This is a genomic window from Ruegeria sp. BC8 (assembly GCF_056535705.1).
Genome location: NZ_JBQFIV010000001.1, coordinates 2,981,990 through 3,001,010, shown reverse-complemented (window position 1 = coordinate 3,001,010; position 19,021 = coordinate 2,981,990). Strand labels below are relative to the sequence as shown.

At 55.2% G+C, this 19,021-nt stretch carries 13 protein-coding genes; 7 read left to right on the top strand and 6 right to left on the bottom strand.

What is annotated here, in order from left to right:
- Positions 1-10: 10 nt before the first annotated feature.
- The 4 genes from ACR3EK_RS15135 to ACR3EK_RS15120 all read left to right on the top strand — a co-directional run bounded on the left by ACR3EK_RS15135 (position 11) and on the right by ACR3EK_RS15120 (position 6,176).
- Positions 11-2,977 (top strand): class I SAM-dependent DNA methyltransferase, encoded by a 2,967-nt coding sequence (locus ACR3EK_RS15135; protein WP_480633804.1) that lies wholly within the window; start codon positions 11-13, stop codon positions 2,975-2,977.
- Positions 2,967-4,007 carry a restriction endonuclease gene (locus ACR3EK_RS15130; RefSeq protein ID WP_480633803.1) on the top strand — a complete coding sequence of 347 codons (1,041 nt, stop codon included), beginning with the start codon at positions 2,967-2,969 and terminating at the stop codon, positions 4,005-4,007. Before ACR3EK_RS15135 ends, ACR3EK_RS15130 begins: the two co-directional genes overlap by 11 nt.
- A 337-nt stretch (positions 4,008-4,344) precedes the next feature.
- Complete coding sequence (locus ACR3EK_RS15125; protein ID WP_480633802.1) at positions 4,345-4,983, top strand: recombinase family protein; 639 nt, start codon at positions 4,345-4,347, stop codon at positions 4,981-4,983.
- A 461-nt stretch (positions 4,984-5,444) separates the two neighbouring features.
- Positions 5,445-6,176: a hypothetical protein gene (locus tag ACR3EK_RS15120; RefSeq protein ID WP_480633801.1), complete on the top strand. Its 732-nt coding sequence runs from the start codon at positions 5,445-5,447 to the stop codon at positions 6,174-6,176.
- A 177-nt stretch (positions 6,177-6,353) separates the two neighbouring features.
- Here the strand turns inward: ACR3EK_RS15120 and ACR3EK_RS15115 are convergent, their stop codons facing one another.
- From ACR3EK_RS15115 to ACR3EK_RS15105, 3 genes are all read right to left on the bottom strand, one after another.
- Entirely contained in the window at positions 6,354-9,689 is a 3,336-nt protein-coding gene (locus tag ACR3EK_RS15115) for an AAA domain-containing protein (RefSeq protein WP_480633800.1), read from the bottom strand.
- Positions 9,690-10,736: 1,047 nt separating this feature from the next.
- On the bottom strand, positions 10,737-12,122 hold the full coding sequence (locus ACR3EK_RS15110) for a peptidase M16 family protein (protein ID WP_480633799.1): 1,386 nt from the start codon (positions 12,120-12,122) through the stop codon (positions 10,737-10,739).
- A 1-nt stretch (position 12,123) separates the two neighbouring features.
- Positions 12,124-13,413 carry a M16 family metallopeptidase gene (locus ACR3EK_RS15105; protein WP_480633798.1) on the bottom strand — a complete coding sequence of 430 codons (1,290 nt, stop codon included), beginning with the start codon at positions 13,411-13,413 and terminating at the stop codon, positions 12,124-12,126.
- A gap of 317 nt (positions 13,414-13,730) precedes the next feature.
- On the opposite strand from ACR3EK_RS15105, the gene ACR3EK_RS15100 reads away from it, so the two are divergent.
- On the top strand, positions 13,731-15,056 hold the full coding sequence (locus ACR3EK_RS15100; RefSeq protein WP_170340815.1) for a sensor histidine kinase: 1,326 nt from the start codon (positions 13,731-13,733) through the stop codon (positions 15,054-15,056).
- On the top strand, positions 15,053-15,709 hold the full coding sequence (locus ACR3EK_RS15095) for a response regulator (protein WP_480633797.1): 657 nt from the start codon (positions 15,053-15,055) through the stop codon (positions 15,707-15,709). Before ACR3EK_RS15100 ends, ACR3EK_RS15095 begins: the two co-directional genes overlap by 4 nt.
- A gap of 61 nt (positions 15,710-15,770) precedes the next feature.
- Here the strand turns inward: ACR3EK_RS15095 and ACR3EK_RS15090 are convergent, their stop codons facing one another.
- The 3 genes from ACR3EK_RS15090 to ACR3EK_RS15080 all read right to left on the bottom strand — a co-directional run bounded on the left by ACR3EK_RS15090 (position 15,771) and on the right by ACR3EK_RS15080 (position 18,087).
- The gene (locus ACR3EK_RS15090) at positions 15,771-16,496 is read right to left on the bottom strand and encodes a hypothetical protein (protein WP_480633796.1); all 726 of its coding nucleotides are present in this window, start codon (positions 16,494-16,496) and stop codon (positions 15,771-15,773) included.
- Between the two features lie 201 nt (positions 16,497-16,697).
- Positions 16,698-17,606 (bottom strand): c-type cytochrome, encoded by a 909-nt coding sequence (locus ACR3EK_RS15085; protein WP_170433641.1) that lies wholly within the window; start codon positions 17,604-17,606, stop codon positions 16,698-16,700.
- Between the two features lie 13 nt (positions 17,607-17,619).
- Positions 17,620-18,087, bottom strand: a complete 468-nt coding sequence (locus ACR3EK_RS15080; RefSeq protein ID WP_170419832.1) for a c-type cytochrome — start codon at positions 18,085-18,087, stop codon at positions 17,620-17,622.
- Between the two features lie 86 nt (positions 18,088-18,173).
- Between ACR3EK_RS15080 and ACR3EK_RS15075 the strand changes: the two genes are divergently transcribed.
- Entirely contained in the window at positions 18,174-19,019 is an 846-nt protein-coding gene (locus ACR3EK_RS15075) for a LysR family transcriptional regulator (protein WP_480633795.1), read from the top strand.
- Positions 19,020-19,021: the final 2 nt, after the last annotated feature.

Genomic DNA, 19,021 nt, shown 5'->3' with positions numbered 1-19,021 from the left:
AGGAAGATGCATGACGCCACAAGAATTCATCACTAAGTGGCGAAATGTCGAGCTTAAAGAGCGAACAGCGTCGCAATCGCATTTTAATGACCTGTGCCGGTTATTGGAGATTGATGAGCCGGTAGCAGCCGACCCAAAGGGTGAGTGGTTCACTTTTGAAAAGGGCGCATCGAAGACAAGCGGAGGTGAGGGATGGGCTGATGTCTGGCGCAAGGACTGCTTTGCTTGGGAATACAAAGGCAAGCGCGCCAATCTGGACAACGCGTTTGACCAGCTATTGCAATACGCCATCGCGCTGGAAAACCCGCCGCTTCTAATCGTGTCGGACATGGATGTGATACGCATCCACACCAACTGGACCAATACGGTGCAGCAGGTTCACACTCTGACACTGGACGACCTCAAGGACGCCGCCAACCGTGAAAAGCTGCGCAACGCCTTCCTTAACCCTGAGACCTTCAAACCTACCAAGACCCGCCAACTGGTCACCGAACAAGCCGCCCAGAATTTCGCCAATCTCGCCCAGCGCCTTCGGGAACGCGGTCACGACCCGCAACAGGTGGCGCATTTCGTCAACCGTCTTGTGTTCTGCATGTTCGCCGAAGATGTGGAGCTTTTGCCGAGCAAAATGTTCGAACGGATGATAAAGGCCGCACGCCCTGACCCGGCCAGCTTTGCCACGCACGCCAAGGCGCTGTTTGCCGCGATGAAGGATGGTGGGCTAGTCGGGTTCGAGAAGGTCGACTGGTTCAACGGTGGCCTGTTCGACAATGACGACGTGTTGCCGCTCGAATGGGAAGATTTGGACGACCTCATTCGCGCCGCGCATCTGGACTGGTCCGACATTGACCCCTCCATTCTTGGCACCCTTTTCGAACGTGGTCTGGACCCTGCCAAGCGCAGCCAGTTGGGCGCGCATTACACCGACCGCGACAAGATTATGCAGATTGTGAACCCGGTCATTGTCGAGCCGCTCTTGGCGGAATGGGCCGAGGTGAAAGCGCAGATTGAAGACCTGATCGACAAAGCGCCCAAAGCAACCAAGGACAAGCTTCTCAGCACGGCGCAAAAGGCCGCCGTGACCCGCGCTCTGGATAAGGCCGAGGCGCTGCACCAAGCGTTTCTTGATCGGCTGAAGGCATTCCGGGTGCTGGACCCGGCCTGTGGGTCTGGCAACTTCCTCTACATCGCGCTTCTGGAGCTCAAGAACATCGAACACCGGGTCAACCTTGAGGCCGAGGCATTGGGCCTGCCCCGTGGGTTCCCGCAGATGGGTCCCGAGGTGGTTTTGGGCATTGAACTAAGCGCCTATGCGGCGGAACTGGCCCGCGTATCGGTCTGGATTGGGGAAATCCAGTGGATGCGCCGCAACGGCTTCGAGGCGGCAAAAAACCCCATCTTGCGGTCCCTCAAGACGATTGAGAACCGGGACGCGGTGTTGAACCCAGACGGGACGCGGGCGGAATGGCCAAAAGCGGATGTCGTTGTGGGCAACCCTCCGTTTTTGGGGAACAAGAAGATGATTTCAGAACTAGGCGAGGACTATACAGTCGCATTACGCAAGGCATACAAAAATTCACCGGGCGGCATTGATCTGGTTGCATATTGGTTCGTTAAGGCTTGGACGCAGATGCAGACCGGAAAACTGAAGCGCGCTGGCCTTGTCTCAACAAACTCAATTCGAGGTGGCGCAAACCGCGAGGTGATTAAGCCTATAGTCGAAGGCGGTGATATATTCGCCGCTTGGGGGGATGAAGCTTGGACTGTTGAAGGGGCCGCTGTCAGGGTTTCTTTGATTTGCTTCATCCATGGGACAAGCGAAAGCCCTGAGTTGAACGGCTCCCCGGTCAAAAAAATATTTTCTGACCTTACCGCAAGCCTTGATGACTTTGACATCACAGAGGCTAAGCAACTCTACGCTAACCAATCTCTGGCGTTTCAAGGAATGAAGTTCGTTGGCCCATTCGAAATTGAAGCACAAACTGCAAGAGACTGGCTTGTCCTGCCAAGCAATCCCAATGGCACTAGAAACTCACAGGTAGTCAAAAGATGGGAAACCGGTATCGACCTGACCCGAAGGAAAGAAGAGCGTTGGGTCATAGACTTTGGCAACGAATTTACTGAGCAGGAAGCCGCTTTTTTTGAAGCACCTTTCCAACGCGCTTTGGCTACAGTCCGCCCCAACAGACTTCGCTTGAACGAAGATGGGAGTTTCGCGGTCCGTCGTGAAAATCATCGCAAGTATTGGTGGCGATATGGAGAAGCTAGACCCGGAATGCGCAGCAAACTTGCACCATTGAACAGATACATCGCCACGCCCGAAGTCGCAAAACACAGGTTCTTTAGTTTTCTGGAGAAGACAGTCGTTCCGACTGGTTCAATCTACGCAATTGCCCGCGAAGACGACACCACTTTTGGTATTCTGCATTCCAGTTTTCATGAACTCTGGGCGCTGCGCATGGGCACCTCATTGGAAGACCGCCCGCGCTATACCCCCTCGACAACGTTCGAAACCTTCCCCTTCCCAGAAGGTCTCACCCCCGACATCCCTGCCGCCGACTACGCCGATGACCCGCGCGCCATCAAAATCGCCGCCGCTGCCCAGCGCCTGAACGAGTTGCGGGAAAACTGGCTCAACCCCGCCGATCTAGTGGACCGCGTGCCAGAGGTCGTGCCCGGCTACCCCGACCGCATTCTTCCCAAGGATGAAGACGCCGCCAAGGAACTCAAGAAACGAACCCTGACAAACCTCTACAATGCCCGCCCCGCATGGCTCGACCACGCCCACAAGGCGTTGGACGAAGCGGTGGCAGAGGCTTATGGCTGGGGCAATGATTGGCGCGACGGCAAGCTGGCCGAAGATGAAAGCCTGGCCCGTCTGTTCAAGCTCAACCAAGAACGTGCTGCAGCTGAAGAAAATGCCAACAACGAAAATACATCCAAAAAGAAACAGAAAGGACGCGCTAATGCCAAATGACCCAACAGTGTGGGGCGTTCACATGGGCGCGCATGTCTCTGATAGACCGACCGAGGGCAACTACGTCGCTATCGGTTGGCCCGAGATGGGTGATCTGACGAAAATCCCACCAGACCGTGAAGCCTATAAAACCCGTTTGGTAACGGCCTATCCTGACAAGAAAGCGGGCGCTGTCCCTGTTGACGCTGGAACCATGTATAAATTCGTTCACGTGATCAAAGCAGATGATCTGGTCATATACCCTTCAAAGTCAGACCGCATGATCAACATTGGTCGTTTTATAGGTGCCGTGAGCTATCACGAAGGAGACCGTGATGGTTATGCAACCCGTCAGCAAGTGACATGGTTAGGGCATTTCCCCAGAAATGAATTCAGTCAGGCCGCGCTCAATGAAATCGGGTCATTCCTCACACTCTTCCGTGTTCAACGTCACGCTGAGGAATTCCTCGCAAAGGTGAACCTTGAGGTGCCCGGAAATGGGACCATAAAAGTCGAAGCTGCAGATGACGCGCAAGATGAAATCACGGATGACGACACTGCTACGGTTTCTGCTGCCATTCAGGCAGAAGCCAGCACTGGCGATTTTGTTATCAAGCGCCTCATGACAGAACTGACTGGCCATCAATTCGAAGAGTTCATGGCGCACATTCTCGAGTGTATGGGGTATACGGCCCGCGTTACGCCAAAATCAGGGGATGGTGGCGTCGATGTAATCGCACATATGGACCCACTGGGCTTTCAACCGCCTATTGTGAAGGTGCAATGCAAACGTACGACAGGTCAGACACCACGTCCTGATGTAGACCAGCTTTTGGGCACTCTCGGCGACGGTGAATATGGACTGTTTGTAAACTTGGGGTCTTTTGCTCGAGGTGCCGTCGAACTAGAGCGCAATCGGGCCAAGCTTCGATTGATAAATGGCGAACAGTTTGTGGAACTGATTATGGAGCATTACGCCAGCTTATCGCCCCGCTATCGCGCCATGATACCGCTTAAGCAAATTTTCGTGCCAGACCTACAACAGGATTAATAGAGCGGATGAAGCGAAGACTTCGTTTTTATTTCGCCGCAAAAGTCTTAGAGGCCAAGATTGATAGAGCGGAGAGCGTATCCCCCCCGTCGGGGTGGCTCGCGGCAAATTAACAACGCACCTGTCCACAATCCATTTCGCAAGCACTTCGAGGCTTTGACACGCAGTGACTGCGACACTCTTAGTCCGGCCTGACAAGTCATGTTCGGGCGGTAAGTTCACTAGAGTATACCTCAATGAACATCGCCAAGGGTTGTCCAAAAGGTGTTCATAAGGGTTGACTTTGATTTGTGAACATACCATCTGTATGAACACTACTCTTGTGAACAGGTGATCAATGTCCAAAACAATTCTTTATGCCCGCGTCTCCACCACTGAACAGACCAGTGCGCATCAACTCGAACAGACTCAACAGGCTGGCTTTCAGGTTGACGAAGTGGTGACCGACCACGGCACCTCTGGGGTGACTGTTAAGTTGGCCGACAGGGAAGGCGGGAAGCGGCTCTTCGACATGCTGCGTGAAGGAGATACTCTCGTCGTCCGCTGGGTAGACCGTCTGGGGCGCAATTATCAGGACGTGACCAACACCATTCGTGAGTTCATAAATAGAGGCGTGACAATCAAGACTGTGATCAATGGCATGGTCTTCGACGGGACCACTAAAGACCCAACTCAGAAGGCTATTAGAGACGCACTGATAGGCTTCATGGCGGCAATGGCAGAGGCACAGGCGGAAGCCACCAAAGAGGCTCAGAGGGCCGGTATAGCGCACCACAAGGCGAACTCTCCCGAGAAGTTCAAAGGGCGCAAGCCGACGTTCGACAGGACGAGTTTTGAGCAGGTGACGGCCATGCTAGATGCTGGCCAAGGGCATTCAGCAATCGCCAAAGCGACAGGCGTCAACCGTAATGCGGTCATAAGGATTGCCCAAGACCCAGCAAAGGCCGATGCGGCGCTGGCCAAGTGGGGGTTGTGACACCGCAACCCACATACCAGACCCATTTCGGATTACGATCACAGCCCCTTTTGCGGGGTGGCTCAAGCCCTTGTTTCGGCTGGGAATTTAAATAACCCACATCTTAGCCCCAAACGACGCTTTTGCAGTGATGCTGAGGGGCTGACAATTCACACACATACTGGACGCAAAGAGCCGTTTGGAGCGTTGGTATTTGCCCCACTATAGCCGTAGCACTCGCTTTGTCGCTGTGAGCCAATTAACCCCCACCCTAGCCTTATACACCGAGACCATAGCGATTAACCCGCAACTAAGACCTGTGCGGCGCCCCAAACAGAACACCACGATAGTGTTTGGCCGCACCATTCAGCAGGGGTGTATCAGTTCTTTTGAAGGCAGTTGCTTTGCCTATGAAGCGACCCCGCCATTCGGTCTTCAATCGACAATCTCAAAAATCATGCGCATGTAGAAAGGAAACAATCATGCATAACCAATCACGTCTTCTCTCAAGAGAAATCTGCTTCAGTGACGAGCTGAGCATTCGGTCCACTGGCATTGATGCAGTGCACGTCCGCACCCTTAAGACCCTCTATCGCAATGGTGTCATGGTGGACCCCATCACAGTCTACAGGGCAACACGTGATGCGCCCTGCGAGTATGTTCTGGTTGATGGTTTGCACCGCCTAGCTGCTTTCGGCGAAGCCTTCCCGAACTCCAACGAGGGCATCCTTTGCAATATCATCGAGGGAAGCCGAAAGGACGCTTTCATGGCCGCCGTTATGGCGAACCGTAAAGTAACACGAAGCCTAACCGCCATGGAACGTGTGAACGCTGCATGGAAGATCGTCAGGTTGTTCCCTGAGGTATCGAAAAAAGAAACCGTGGAGGCAACGGGTGTTTCACGCACCACAGTGGGCACCATGAGAGCACGTTGGAGGGAACTTCACGAAGCCGGAACAGTGGATGTTTCGGGCAACTGGATGAGTGATAACGGCAACCAGAGTTGGGAACCTGAAGATATGTCACAAGAAGAGTTCAAGAGAAGAGCTACTGCGATGAAACGTAAATTCAGACAGGCCGCCGGAAAGGCGCAACGATACAATTTCGACTTGTTCGCGACGGCTCTTGTTGGTGCATTTTCAATTGAAGAGCTTAGAGAGGTCATCAGATACATTGACGATTTCGAAGATGCGATGGCGAACACCGACTTTTAAAGGCACCCAAACAAGCCCCTCTCTGCACACCGTCATGGAAACTGCTGGGGGGGGTCATATTGACCACCCTGCCTCTCGGGGAACCTCAACAGGAACCAGCAATTGCACCTTGAATGGGCACTTAGATGGTCAAGTTGTATGCTCGATTTGACCACCTTAAACACAAAGCAAGCACAGTTAACCACCGCGACGTAATCCGAGGTTCTCGCGGAACCGTTCGATCTCGCTGGCCATTTGAGCTCCACTGTATACCAGAGATGTCTCATGTCTGGCATATTTTCCGATACGATCTGCGCTCAACCAATTGAATGAACCGATGCAAAAAATATCCTCATCGGCGGCGACGATCTTGCTATGCAACTGTTGGACTGGGTGGACGGTAACGCCAATGGATGAAAGGCTGGCTTTAGCTTCATCAAATTGGCTTACGCCGTCGTTGTTGGTTTTCTCATTTAATATCGGGTCAGCATAAACATCGATCTTTACATCACGTTCAGAAGCTTCTCGCATTAGCGACAACAACCCGTTCTTTTCCATGGTGCTGTTGATAATCCAAGGGCTGACAATCTCTACCGTCTTTTTCGCAGATGTGAGAACGTCGCGGAGGAATACGTCATGATCATCGGCATCACGCAGCATTCGGATGCCCGTGGCTTTTATCTTCAGGTCTTCACGAGGTTGAACATCGAACTCCAGGGCATTTTCTGGTCGTGCAAACAAGAATTTGCTGAGCAACCCGCGTGGGCTACTACTAAGAGCAGACGAAAAAAGGTCCATATCTCCAAAGACCAAGAAGTTGTCCTTAGCGCGTGACACAGCAACGTTCAGCATCGAGGTGGTAGCGTCGATAAAGGCACCGTCCATGCCTTTTGTATATGTCGGAGAAAACAGGACTATGGGTCGTTCTGCTCCTTGCAGTGAATGCACAGTGCCGATTGTCATGGCTCCTGCACCTATCGTGCGGATGCCAACAGTGTTGCATGCCTGACGCAACTCTTGAGCTTGTTTCCCGAAGGGTGTGACGATAGCTGCAATGTCTTCGAGCCGCTTTTGATATTGGTTTTCGAGCTTGGTGCGGTTTTCATTCAGCCATGCAGCAATGGTTTTCGCTTCTGTGGGATTGAACCTACTGCCACCCGCGAAGAACGTAGCTCCATCGATATGCAGGTAGCCCATTGGAGGGAAGGCTAGTTCCGTGGCTGGGCCTCGCTTTGGCTGCAAGTGTCCGCGATAGCACAAGGCATTACTGAATTCGATAATTTCATCGTAACACCGTCGATGCTCGAAAAGGTATAGACCTCGATCTAAGTCCGGGTAGGGCTGATAACGGGAGGCGTTTTGAGCGCACGCCATCACACTACCAGAGCTGGAAAGAAACCCAGATGCTAAAACATCCGACAAAGCAGTTTCATCCAAGTCTTCTGAAATTACGTCATATTTTGCGAGGTTCCCTTGGTCGATTGCTTTGGGAATACTTGAAATTGGTTCAATTTGCCTTGTGTCGCCGACGACCAATGCTTGCTTTGCCAACGCAAGAGACGGCGCAGCTATCTCAGGCAACACCTGTCCTGCTTCATCGATGATCAGTAAGTCGACAAAATCATACAGGTAGTCGTCAACGAACGCGTTGCCTCGCCTAGCGCGACAGGTCATTTTGCTTGGCAGAGTTGCGAAAGTCGCCACTGCACATGGTGTCAACATCATACGGCGTCGCCAGCGAGGAACGACGGTTTTCTTTCCAGTGCGCTTTTGTTCCTTGTCGATGTCTGGGAGGACTTCCTCCATTTCGAGAAGCCAACGGCCTTCCCAATAATGTGTTGCGAGAAGAAACAAAGGAAATCGGATATTACAGTCAACAAAGCTATCAATTTCGTCAATATCCGCGTCTTTCAGCTCTGCGGATAGCAACATTGCTGCTGACTGAAATTCCTTGGAAGCAGCCTTTGCATCTTCGGTGATCGATATTGCCCGTTTGAGAGAGTTTGAAGCGTCACTGACACCTGATTGAGCGTCAGTTTTCATTTTCTGGATGCTGCTTCCAGCGTTTGGCAGGCTCGACAGCTGATCGGCGAAAACCTCGAACCCCGCGCCTCGGATAACGGCTCTTGCTGCCGCCAAGCGTTTCCGTCTCACAGGTGGCAAGAACGAGAATATCGCCAGCAGAGCCGGTTCATTCGCGACGTGGCTGTCCCATCGATTAAGCAACTCTTGAACTTTTGTTAAATCGTCTTGCTTCCCATTTAAGTGTTTCTCCAACTCCGCCAGCGTCACTTTCGGTTCGTCGCCTAGTTCTTTTGCTACCGTTTCTCGCGCTTTCTCCCACCGCGCATAAGTTTCATCGAGCTTGGCCACCTTGGCTGCCAGCGATTTAATGCGTTCGTGCAATCGCTCATTTACATCTTCGATGTCTTGTATTTCTTCCTCGTTGAATGCTTCGCGTGCTTTTGAAAGGAAAGCCTCTTTCGCATTCGAGACGAACGCGTGAGTTTCCAGCGTTTTAATAAATGTCTCTGTCTGGTAAGTCTTTGATGCTTCTTCTTCGCGAGCGGCTGAAGACAAAAACAGACCGAAACTCCGAATTTCCGGCAACCAACGTCCAGCAAATGGGCCAGTCCCAATTGCGTAGTCTTTTCCGAATGCGTCGATAATGTTTGTGACCGCTTGATTGTTGGCGGAAGCAGCGATGATCACTGGTGGCTCGCTCTTCTCCAAAGCCGCCTTGACCCAAGCACTAGCGATAGCCGAAAGAAGCAACGTTGTTTTGCCCGTCCCCGGAGGACCATTCACTGCGGTAATTTCGCCATGCTCCGCCTTGGCTAGGTGAGCCAGCACGTCCCGTTGGTTTCGTGCTGTTGGGAACCTGTCGTTTGAGTGCCCCAAACGCTCTGACAAGGCATAAGGTTTTGGGAGCGAAGGCGACAATGGACATGGAGAAACACGCGCATAATTTCGCATTAGAGGTGGGATTTCGTCGTTGTCTACAAGGTCATCGTAAAGTGACAGGATACCCCGAACCATCGCTGAAGCGTCATCTGCAACTTCGAAAAATCCCGGGCTGCGCTCAGTGAATTCTGCGGTTTTATCAAACCAATCACCGGAAACTTCTTCGAGCAGCTGTTCGATAAATGTCAGATAACGGGTCCAGCCTTCAGCATGTGCTTCAATTGAATGTTCTTCTCCAAATCCACCATCCGCCAAAAAAGTATCCTGTTGTTCCACGGTGCCGATTGACAGCGCCCCAGTAGTCAAAGGTTCGAGAAGATCGCGTGGGATAAGTGTTCGCCCCGGTAGAATATAACCCGCTCGCGTCACGTTCGCTTCGGTAACAATAGGCGCAATGACATCTGGCAAGCCGTCTTGCCGCGCTGTGCCATGGCTAAGCTCTCGTGCGTAGACCCGTGGCCAAAGCCGGATAGGCACCGAACCTTCGTTTTCGTTTCGATCATCGAAAAGCTCTTGCGTTTGCCGTGGGGGCAGTCGACCAGCTTCCAGCGACTGGATGCTGAGCCGCATATTTCGCCGTAGTTCATTTACCCGGAAACGCCCCTTTCCAAACATGCTGTCGGAGACACTTGCCCTCCAATACTTGAGAAGGCTCTTTGACGTCTGAAGGTTAGAGGCAAGACTGTCTTTGGGCATAAACTGAACCGGATTTCATAGTTTCGAGTTACTGATAGATGATTGGAGTGCAAATTTTGAGGCAAGGACTACCTCCAATAACGACATATGAACGGTGCCTCACACACGCTTTTGATTTCGCGCCATATATTTAGGAAAACTTGCCAGTTCTGGCATTGTCTACACTGCGCGAAGTCGTAGGCTGTTAGCAACTATGGGTAAACCGACAGTTTTCCAGAGTGGTGACCTTTACACCACCTTTTAGGGACACCACTAAACACAGATTATTTTATATATGTTTCAGTTACTTAAATTGACTAACAACAATGGCGCACTCCCTCCTGCCGGGGTCGCCAGCAACTCAGCGCGAGTCGGATTTCGGGTTCGGTTTCACCGCTCAACCGCGATGGCGCGCTTACTTCGTACATGCAGTCCTGGCGATCCTGTTTGCCGTGCATACACTTCTTTTGGTGCAGTCGCCCTGAGAGTTTCTGCCTCTCTCAAATCTGCATTCTGGTGCGGTTTTGGACCAGCCTCGGCTCGTCGTGCATTTGGTATTCCCAGTGCATTGCGCTCCACCGCAGGTTTTCGGCTGCCATTTTCGGTAGGAATCGTATGAGCGCCACCCCTCTGGGCATGCTCCGCCCGCGAACGCGCAAGCGGTCTTTCCCTTGATCTTGACGGTTTTTCCTCCCGCACTATCGCACTCTGCTGCCGTTGGGGCCGCACTTCCGGGAAGTGGCGATACCAACACCAAACACAGACCAACCAAAGATAGTATCTCAAGAACACGCATAGCGTTCTCCTTGCTGCGCGACAGGCAAGTCCAAGCTTACGTGACCGACAGACAATCCCAAAGGGTCAATCCCACGGTACCTTCGAGACGATGTATCGCGGGGATCATCTGCTCTTTGAAGCACCGCAGCATTGGCCCGCGGACAGTCAGTATTCCGCGTTTGACAGCTTGTTAAGGCAACGGCTGATCGGTGCGCCTTTGGGCAGGGCACAGTACCCGTCCGACCGCATGTCGGCCGACGGGGATACACCTCCTCCAATCAAGATCACCAGGAACTCCTCAACCGGGGGCAACAGCGTATCGGCGTTCTCAATCGTCTCTTCGGTCGAGACTGCCCGGAATGCCTCAAACAGTGGAAGGGTGATTTCGCCTTCTACGCCGTCAGGATGTTCGTCCAGAAACTGGCGCGCGCCCCAGTCAGGGTCTGTGAAGAATCTGTGATAGTAGGTGCGGTCCAACCGATCTTTCTGGATTTCCAGACTTTCCGGGACAACGCCTCCGTCGCGGACGCCCTGATAGATTTCCATGATCTTGCCGTGGACCTCGGACCATGCGCTGGCTTCGACGGTCGCGCTCAGCGCGATCACGGCCTTGTTCTTGCCCACGACCACAAAGTCCGAACGTGGATCGTAGGATGCACGCATGGACTGGCGGATGACCCGAAACATCTCCGAGCCCTGATTGGCGCCGATGTAGTCAACAAGAAGGTTCGAGCCAAGCTGGTCCTGTGCGTTCGAAAACGCCTTTGCATTGGTAAACAGGATCAACATTTCGGATGCGTCGGGATCGGCGAGATGCACGATACCTTTGGGCAGGGCAAAGGGCGCCCCGTTCGCGCCGGTCCACCCTTCGGCCCATTTGCTCAGGGCGCGCCCCAGCCGGAACCGCGCGCCCGGCAGCGAATTGATCAATCGGACGGTGCGGCGCGTTACCTCTTCTTCCTCTGATCTGAGGATGACCTGAGCAGGTCGTCCGAACTGAAAGTCGGTTTCAAGGGTTTCTTCGTCCGTGGCGGCAGGGTCGAATTCCAGATAATTGGTAATTTCGTTCAACACATCCGACGGCCGTCTGGTTCTGGTCGAGATAACTGGGCGAAACGCCTCAAGCTCTCGTGCGTACCAGTCTGGTTTGTATCGGGGTTCGAGCAATACGTTCTCGAGGTGCACCAGGACTTCCGGGAAGACGTCGCTTGGCGCCGAGACGGTGAGCGTCAGGTTCTTGCCGCTTCTGCCGATTTTCTGTTCGACACCTTTCAGCTTCAGGAACGAACTGACTTCGTAGGATGAGCGGGTCGAGGTCCCGCCTGTCACCACGCTCGCAATGGCGGCGGACATGGCGGCAGTGCGGTCCAGCGTCGGGTGGTCAATCGTCCAAACCAGGGTCAGCGCGGACGTGCCGTTCTCAAGCGGAGAGAGCTCGACCAGTTTCGTTTCGCCTGCAGTCGCAATCAGTTCCGCCTGTGCCCGCTCACCCGGCAGCAAGGTAAGCGCCGCAAAGAGAACTGTGAGAAGCCGGCCCTTGAAAACGCGCATGTCAGTCGGCTTTCTCTGCAAGAACGAAAGATGTCGCCGAGGGCTGCAAGACTTTTTCCGCAAAATCGATAACTTCCTGATCTGTGGTGTTGCTCAGCGTTTCGGCAAAGACCGACGGGCTGATGGGCGGGAATCCGTCGGCGGCGACGTTCTGCAGAAACCACAGAAAGGCCGAAGGACGGCGGGCCATGTTCTGGGACCAGACCACCTCCTTTTGACGGAGCTGATAAATTTCGTATTTGCTGATCGGCTCGTCCAGCAAGCCAGCCAAGGTTTCGGTCAGCAGATCCTTGGCTTCATCCACGCTGAAGCCGGGCATGAGTTGCAGGTCGATCACCAGTTCAACATCGGCATTCTTCGCAAAATACCAGTTGACGCCATGGTTGAGTATCCGCGTGTCCTCGTGGCGTAGAACCTTGGCGATCCGTTCGTTCAGGATCCCGCTTGCGATGAAGAACGCGCCTTGCATGTCGATGCTCGTGGAGCGGTCTTCGAATTCCACGAATTTTGCGAACAGCACGGTGTCGCGTTGCAACCGATCCGACTGCAGGCGCACGACGGACTGTTTCTCGGGATCCGGCTTTTGATCCAACCACGGTTTTTTCGGAGCGTCAGATGGCTCGGTATCGCCAAACAACCGCGCCACCAGTTCTTCGGCCCGGGCTGGTTCAATGTTTCCGGAGACAATCAACGTCACGTTAGACGGCACATAGTGTTCCTTGTGAAACTGATAGGCCTTCTCGAGGCTCAGCTTGGGCAGATCCTCGACGGTGTTGTCTGCCCGGCCGCGCAAGGTGCCGTAGAGGTTTTGAAGTGCCATTCGGCTGAGCCAGCGAAACGGATATTGCCGTTCACGCAGCAAGGTTTCCCGCTGGACGATAGCGACTTCGCTCTCCGCAAATTGCCTGGATACGGATGGCATGTCCAGAACGGCGCGGGAAAGCCGCAACAACATCTCTGCCTCGGATGGCAGCCCGGAATTCGTGTACACGGTCGCGACATTGTGCGTGGTGGCGTAGATATCGCGCTCGCGCGGTTTTCTGAGAATGGTGGCGTCGGCCGAGAACGCGGCGAGATGCTCGGTCAGATGGGCTGTGCCGGACGGGTCCGGGTCGTCATACGACCCCGAAAGAACAATCAACTGAACATCCACGCGGTCGAAGGTGTCCACTGGAACCACATATGCCGCGTGCAGCCCGCCCTTCTGGGCAAGCGGAATGATGCTCTGAGCCTGAGCGGATCCGGAAAAAACCAAAAAGACGATCGACAAGAAAAATACGGCGGCGCGCATCAAAATCCTTTGAACTATTAGATTTTCGCAGAAACGCCGGTCAACCGACGCTCAACCAAAGGGGTAACGGTTGCGTCAATGCTTGCGGGGCGCGGAGTGTTTTTCAAGTCGTAATAGGCATCGCAAGTCGGGGTGTGCTTCTGGGGCTGCGGGCGGGGCTTGCTGGGGCGAACAACTGGATCACGTCAGACCAAGGTCTGTGGTGCGGTTTTCGATTGTGGGTCATAGTCGGGACCAAGATGAGGACGAAAGTTGCTGAGCTGACGATTGGGAATTGGTCGTTGTCGCGAGTTTTTCTTGCGGCAAGCATCCTTGTGATGGGATCTGCAACCGCGATTGTCGGTGTGTGGGTTTCAAATCGAATCCAGAACGCGGTTGTGCAGAACTCGGCCAATTCGGCGGCGCTGTATATGGAAAGCATCGTCTCACCTCTCAGCCAGGAACTGGCTTTGGGTGACCGCCTGTCCGAACAGGCGAGGCGGGCGCTGGACGAGATATTCATGACCCAGCCGATGCGCGATCGTATCGTATCATACAAGTTCTGGAAGCAGGGCGGTGTGGTCGTACACGCCTCGGACACAAGCATCATCGGTAACCGTTTCGAGCCGACGGGCGACCTTCAGCGCGCCTGGATCGGCGAAATCTCGGGCTCGTTCGAGGAACTGGATCATGATGAAAGCGCTGCCGAAGCGGCGTTGGGGATACCGCTGCTCGAGGTCTACAGCCCCATTCGTGAGCTGTGGTCCGGTGAAATCATTGCCGTGGCCGAGTTCTATGAAAGAGCCGATCAATTGGAGATGGATCTGGCAAAAGCCAGGCGCACAAGCTGGTTGGTGGTCGGTTCCGCCTTTCTGGCAAGCACGGTTGTCCTTTTTTGCATCGTTGCGATCGGGGACAACACCATCCGGCGGCAGGCGAGGCTATTGAAGAAACGGCTGGCGGAAAGCGAAAGGATGGCGGCGCAGAATGCGATGCTGCGGTCGCGGGTGGTCGAGGCCTCGGGGCGGTATGCCGCGCAGACGGACCGGTTTCTGAAGAAACTCGGCGCCGAACTTCATGACGGCCCGGCGCAGTACCTTTCACTTGCCGCCCTTCGGTTGGAGGCCGCGTTTTCGGACAAATCCCCAAAACCGAAGGAGGCCGAGGAAATCCAGCAGTCGCTGCAGAAGTCCTTGACCGAAATCCGCGCGCTGTCCCGGGGGCTGTCCGCACCCGATATCGACAACCTGACCTTGATTGATGTCGTGAAAAGAGCGGTCGAGGACCACGCGGAGCACAGCCCGTTGCGGCCTGAAATCTCGTTTCATGGCAGTGACATGCCGAATTTGTCGGTGTCTGACAAACTGTGCGTTTTCCGCTTTCTTCAGGAAACACTCTCGAATACCGCGCGATATGCCCCGCAGTCCCGCTGCAGCGTCACCTGCCATGTACGCGACGATTGCATTGTCATTCAGGTCAAGGACGATGGACCCGGCTTTGATCCTTTGGACGGTACTGTTCTGCGCGATGATGGCGGCCAGGGGCTGCTGGGGCTGCGCGATCGGGTCGAAAGCATCGGCGGCAGGTTTCAGGTCTCGTCCAGTCCCGGCCAGGGCACCACCGTCGAAATGACCCTGTTTCCCAACAAAACGAGCTCACCATGACCAAGACACTTGTCATAGCAGATGATCATCCGATTTTCCGGGATGGGCTGCGGCGGACCTTGGATGAAGCAGAAGGGTTCGAAGTTCTCGCGGCCGGATCCAGCGCCGACGAGGCTGTTGCGCTTGTCGCTCAGCACCAGCCCGACGTCGCAATTCTCGATCTCTCGATGCCCGGAGGTGGGATCAACGCGACACGCCGGATCGCCGCAATGAAAAAACCGCCCTGCATCGCGATTCTGACGGTTTCGGAGAACAGCAGCGATGTTGCCGATGCACTCGAGGCCGGAGCGATTGGATACATTGTCAAAGGCGTAACCGCGAGCGAACTGACCGCCTCCCTGCGCAGCATCGCCGCGGGGGAGGGGTTCGTTTCGCCGGGGCTGGCTTCGCGGGTACTGCTTCAGATCAACAACGACGCAAGCCCTGCGAACAGCAGCGATGTCCTGGATGATCTCACGCATCGCGAAGAGGAGATACTCAGGCGCGTGGCCAAGGGTTTGAGCAATCGCGAGATCGCCGTGGAACTGAATCTTCAGGAAAAGACCGTGAAACACTATATGACGGCGATCCTGTCCAAGCTGCACGCGCGGAACCGGGTCGAGGCCGCGCTTATCGCGCACGACGCGTGGGGCAAGAAAAACAAGCCCGCATAGCCTGTGAACGCCGAAACGGCCTCTCTGACCGAGAGACCGTCCGGGAATTTCGCGCTGTTCGTCAGTTCGCGACCGATTGCAGCCTCCGGATGTCTGCGGCCGTGGCTGTTCTTTCCACAACGGTCCGGTTGAAGGGGTCTTTCAGCTCGTAGCGCCCGAACTCGATCTCTTCTTTCCAGCCGTTGGCGTAGTTGACTTCGATGTTGTTGCCTTGACGTTCGATCTTTGTGGGGCGGCTTCCGGCCGTACCACCTTGCCCGGATGCGCTTACATTCTTGATCGAAATGCCGTTCGCCAGGGAACGAAGCCTTGAGATATCGGCACCTGTGGCCGGCCGTTCCTCCACGGTCCGATTCTGAGCATTCTTTCTCTCGTATCTGCCGTTTTCGATTTCTTCCTTTGTTCCGTCGGCATAGCGAACTTCGATACCGTTTGCAGTTGTCTCGACCTTGGTTATGCCGGCCGACCCGGTCGCGGTGCTTCCGGATTGCGAAGATCCCTTTTTGCTGCCGCTGCGACTTGACCGATCGTCGTCATCGTCGTCGTCATCCCGATCATCATCGTCGTCGTCATCCCGGTCGTCGTCATCATCGTCCCGATCGTCATCGTCATCATCGTCGTCCCGACCGCTGCCACTCTTGCCTTTGCCGCTTTTCGCAAACGCGTAAGCGGGCTCAAGCTGTAAGCCGCCCTCGGTGCTGAACTTGGGAGTGTATGGCGCCGCCGAAATCAACGTCGCCAGTGCCACAGTGCTGAGAAGTTGTCCCAGTTTCCGGTTCGCAATCATTTCAGCCTCCTTTGCTGTTCGACAAATGTCTGGTTGTCGAAGGGAGGCTAAAGCGGGTTGGATCCGTCCACATCGGGCTTAGGTCTGACGAATTTCCAACCAAACGTCCGAAGGGGGAAGCGAAAAGGCACAAGGTGCCAAGATCACGTCGACTGGCGAACCGCCAAGGCTCGTAGGTTGCCGGGGGATGTGGGCGTCGGCTCAGTCTGTTGTGGCGTCGTTGGCCGGTACCGGAACAACCTTGAGATATGCGGCAATCGCCAACCGGTCCTCATCGGACAGACGGGAAGTGTTCTCGATGACCTCGGCCATCTCTCCGCCGGCACTGTCATAGTCCGGAGTGAAACCGGACTTCAGGTATTCGGCGATGTCGGCTTCGGACCAATCCAGGTGGTTGGTGGTCAGGCCGGGAATGCGCCCTTTTCCGCTGGGATTTGGCGCACCCGCCAGCCATTGATCCCGGTTCATGCCGCCAAGACCATCTCTGGGTGTGTGGCACTCGGCGCAATGGCCCAAGGCTTCGACCAGGTAGCGCCCGCGCTGCTGCTGCGCATCGAGATCACCGTCCACCACCCACCCTGGTTCAAGGTAGAGAAGCTTCCAGCCGCCCAAACTTCGCCGGATGTTGAAGGGGAAACCGACCTCATGCGCGATACTTTCCTGCGAGGCGGCCGGCAGGGTGCCGAGGAATGCGTGCAGCGACACGACATCCTCCGGCGTCATGTTCGTATAGGTCGTGTAAGGGAAGGCCGGGTAATAGTGCTGCCCGGCCGGCCCGGTTCCGTAGATCAGGGCATCCGCCAGTTCCAGCGCCGACCATGACCCAATCCCGGCTTCTGGGTCGCTGGATATGTTCGGAGCTATGAACGTACCGAAATCTGTCTCGAACCGGCGTCCGCCCGCCAGCACCAGCTTTTCCTCACCCTCGGAGTTCGGCGCTGAATGGCACGAGGCGCATCCGGCCGCAAAGAACACGGTCTCGCCCCTGACAAGATCAGGGGCAATACCGTCCAACTCGGCCGGATCGACGTGTTGCGGTCGGGTCAGAACCAGACCGGTCAGCCCGGCCACGACCGCGACGCCCGCGGCAATCGACAGAAGCCGCCGCACCGTCAGGGCCTTGTCAGTTCTTTGGGGCTCTGTAAGCCTTGTGACATGCCGAACAGGCTCCACCCAATGGTCCCATCGCTGCTTTCAGCGCTTCGACATCTTGCCCGGCGGCGGCCTGCATCGCAACCGCGGCTTCAGCCATTGCCTTGCCCTTGGCGCTGACATCCGGGAAGTTCTCCCAGATTGCCGGAAGCGCACGAGAAGATGGGTCGGAGACATTGTCGGACCCGGCTGGCCACATGGCCGACTGATCGATCTGCGTCACGGCAACCAGGTTGTTTGCCGCGCGCGTCGCGGCCTCGGCGTTGTATTCCACCTCGCCCTTGGCCATGCCGCCAAGCGTGCCCAGATTAAACGCATACAGCTGCATGACGGCCTTCCGCGCCTTGACGGCCGGGTTTTCGCTTTCCTGGGCTACGGCCGTGCCAATAACGGCCGCAGAAAACAAACTCGCCGCAAGGATTGAGAATTTCTTGATCATGGTATCTCTCCCACATGAATGTGTCGAATGGTAACTTGATCGAAATTTCTTGTAATTGTTTATTTCTCTGCGTTTCTTGTTAACTTATGAACAATCAAAACTGGGATGACATCCGATACGCACTCGCCGTAAGCCGGCACGGCTCGTTGAATGCAGCGGCCACAGCGCTGGGCGTGACCCATGCAACGGTGCTGCGCAGGGTGGCCGCGTTTGAACGACGCCATGGGTGCGTGATCTTTCAAAAGAACCCGACGGGCTACAGCACGCTGCCCGAGGCCCGGGCCATTCTTTCTGCCATGGAAAATGTCGAGGATGCGGTGCTTTCGGTTGAACGGGCAATCGTGGGCGCGGACCGTTCGCCGACCGGGCGGGTGCGGATTGCCTCGACCGACAGCCTTTGCCAGCTTGTTTTGCCCGGGATACTGAACCGCATTTCTGCGCTTTATCCGGGTTTGGAACTGAGTCTGCTGAGCGGGAACAATCACCATGACCTGTCGCGGCTGACCGCTGACATTGCCGTGCGTCCATCAATACGCCTGGGCGAAGACTTGGTGGGCGAGCGGGCTGGCGCGTTGGCCTTCGGGGTCTACGACGATGGGTCCGCCAACCGAAAATGGATGCGTTTGGACGGGGCGCTGAGCGGTTCGGTCCCGGCCAGATGGATGGCCGAACATGTGCGGGATGAAGACACGACCATCGGCGCGGACAGTTTCCTTGTGCTCCAGCAGATGGCTGCGACAGGTGTCGGCAAGGCATTTTTGCCGACGTTCATCGGTGATGCGGACCTGCGGTTGCGGCGGGCGCCGGACATCGATCCGAAAATCGAGGTTCCTCTGTGGGTTGCCACGCTTGAAGAGATTGCGCGCACACCGCGGTTTGCCGTCGTGCAGCGGGCCTTGGTGGAACACCTGCCCGAAGCACTGGGCCGGTAAGA

Bases quoted from the DNA above. Each gene is read 5' to 3' on its own strand.
- ACR3EK_RS15095 (WP_480633797.1), top strand. From the start codon at position 15,053: ATGACCAAGACACTTGTCATAGCAGATGATCATCCGATTTTCCGGGAT.
- ACR3EK_RS15135 (WP_480633804.1), top strand. From the start codon at position 11: ATGACGCCACAAGAATTCATCACTAAGTGGCGAAATGTCGAGCTTAAA.
- ACR3EK_RS15080 (WP_170419832.1), bottom strand. From the start codon at position 18,087: ATGATCAAGAAATTCTCAATCCTTGCGGCGAGTTTGTTTTCTGCGGCC.
- ACR3EK_RS15100 (WP_170340815.1), top strand. From the start codon at position 13,731: ATGGGATCTGCAACCGCGATTGTCGGTGTGTGGGTTTCAAATCGAATC.
- ACR3EK_RS15130 (WP_480633803.1), top strand. From the start codon at position 2,967: ATGCCAAATGACCCAACAGTGTGGGGCGTTCACATGGGCGCGCATGTC.
- ACR3EK_RS15110 (WP_480633799.1), bottom strand. From the start codon at position 12,122: ATGCGCGTTTTCAAGGGCCGGCTTCTCACAGTTCTCTTTGCGGCGCTT.
- ACR3EK_RS15090 (WP_480633796.1), bottom strand. From the start codon at position 16,496: ATGATTGCGAACCGGAAACTGGGACAACTTCTCAGCACTGTGGCACTG.
- ACR3EK_RS15105 (WP_480633798.1), bottom strand. From the start codon at position 13,413: ATGCGCGCCGCCGTATTTTTCTTGTCGATCGTCTTTTTGGTTTTTTCC.
- ACR3EK_RS15115 (WP_480633800.1), bottom strand. From the start codon at position 9,689: ATGCGGCTCAGCATCCAGTCGCTGGAAGCTGGTCGACTGCCCCCACGG.
- ACR3EK_RS15125 (WP_480633802.1), top strand. From the start codon at position 4,345: ATGTCCAAAACAATTCTTTATGCCCGCGTCTCCACCACTGAACAGACC.
- ACR3EK_RS15120 (WP_480633801.1), top strand. From the start codon at position 5,445: ATGCATAACCAATCACGTCTTCTCTCAAGAGAAATCTGCTTCAGTGAC.
- ACR3EK_RS15075 (WP_480633795.1), top strand. From the start codon at position 18,174: ATGAACAATCAAAACTGGGATGACATCCGATACGCACTCGCCGTAAGC.